Here is a 489-nt window from a genome sequence, read left to right on the forward strand (position 1 = left end):
GTTGGAGAACCGGCAGAAGGCGCTCCAGGCGTCCAACGCCGAACTGGAGGAGAAGGCCGAGCTGCTGGCCCAGCAGAACCGTGACATCGAGGTGAAGAACACCGAGATCGAGGAGGCGCGGCAGGTCCTGGAAGAGCGTGCCGAGCAACTGGCCGTCTCCATGCGCTACAAGAGCGAGTTCCTCGCCAACATGTCGCACGAGCTGCGCACGCCGCTGAACTCGCTGCTGATCCTGGCCAAGCTGCTGGCCGACAACGCGGACGCCAACCTCACGCCCAAGCAGGTCGAGTTCGCCGAGACGATCCACGGCGCGGGCTCCGACCTGCTCCAGCTGATCAACGACATCCTCGACCTGTCGAAGGTCGAGGCGGGCAAGATGGACGTCTCCCCGACGCGCATCGCGCTGGTGCAGCTCGTCGACTACGTGGAGGCCACGTTCCGGCCGCTGACCGCGGAGAAGGGCCTCGACCTGTCGGTGCGGGTCTCGCC

At 66.3% G+C, this 489-nt stretch carries 1 protein-coding gene; it reads left to right on the top strand.

Annotated features, from left to right (window positions below):
* Positions 1-489 (top strand): sensor histidine kinase (locus RM572_RS28875; RefSeq protein WP_311676318.1); only part of this gene is annotated, 489 nt, incomplete at both ends.

It is taken from the genome of Streptomyces hazeniae, assembly GCF_031845485.1.
In the GTDB taxonomy this organism is placed as follows: Bacteria; Actinomycetota; Actinomycetes; order Streptomycetales; family Streptomycetaceae; genus Streptomyces; species Streptomyces hazeniae.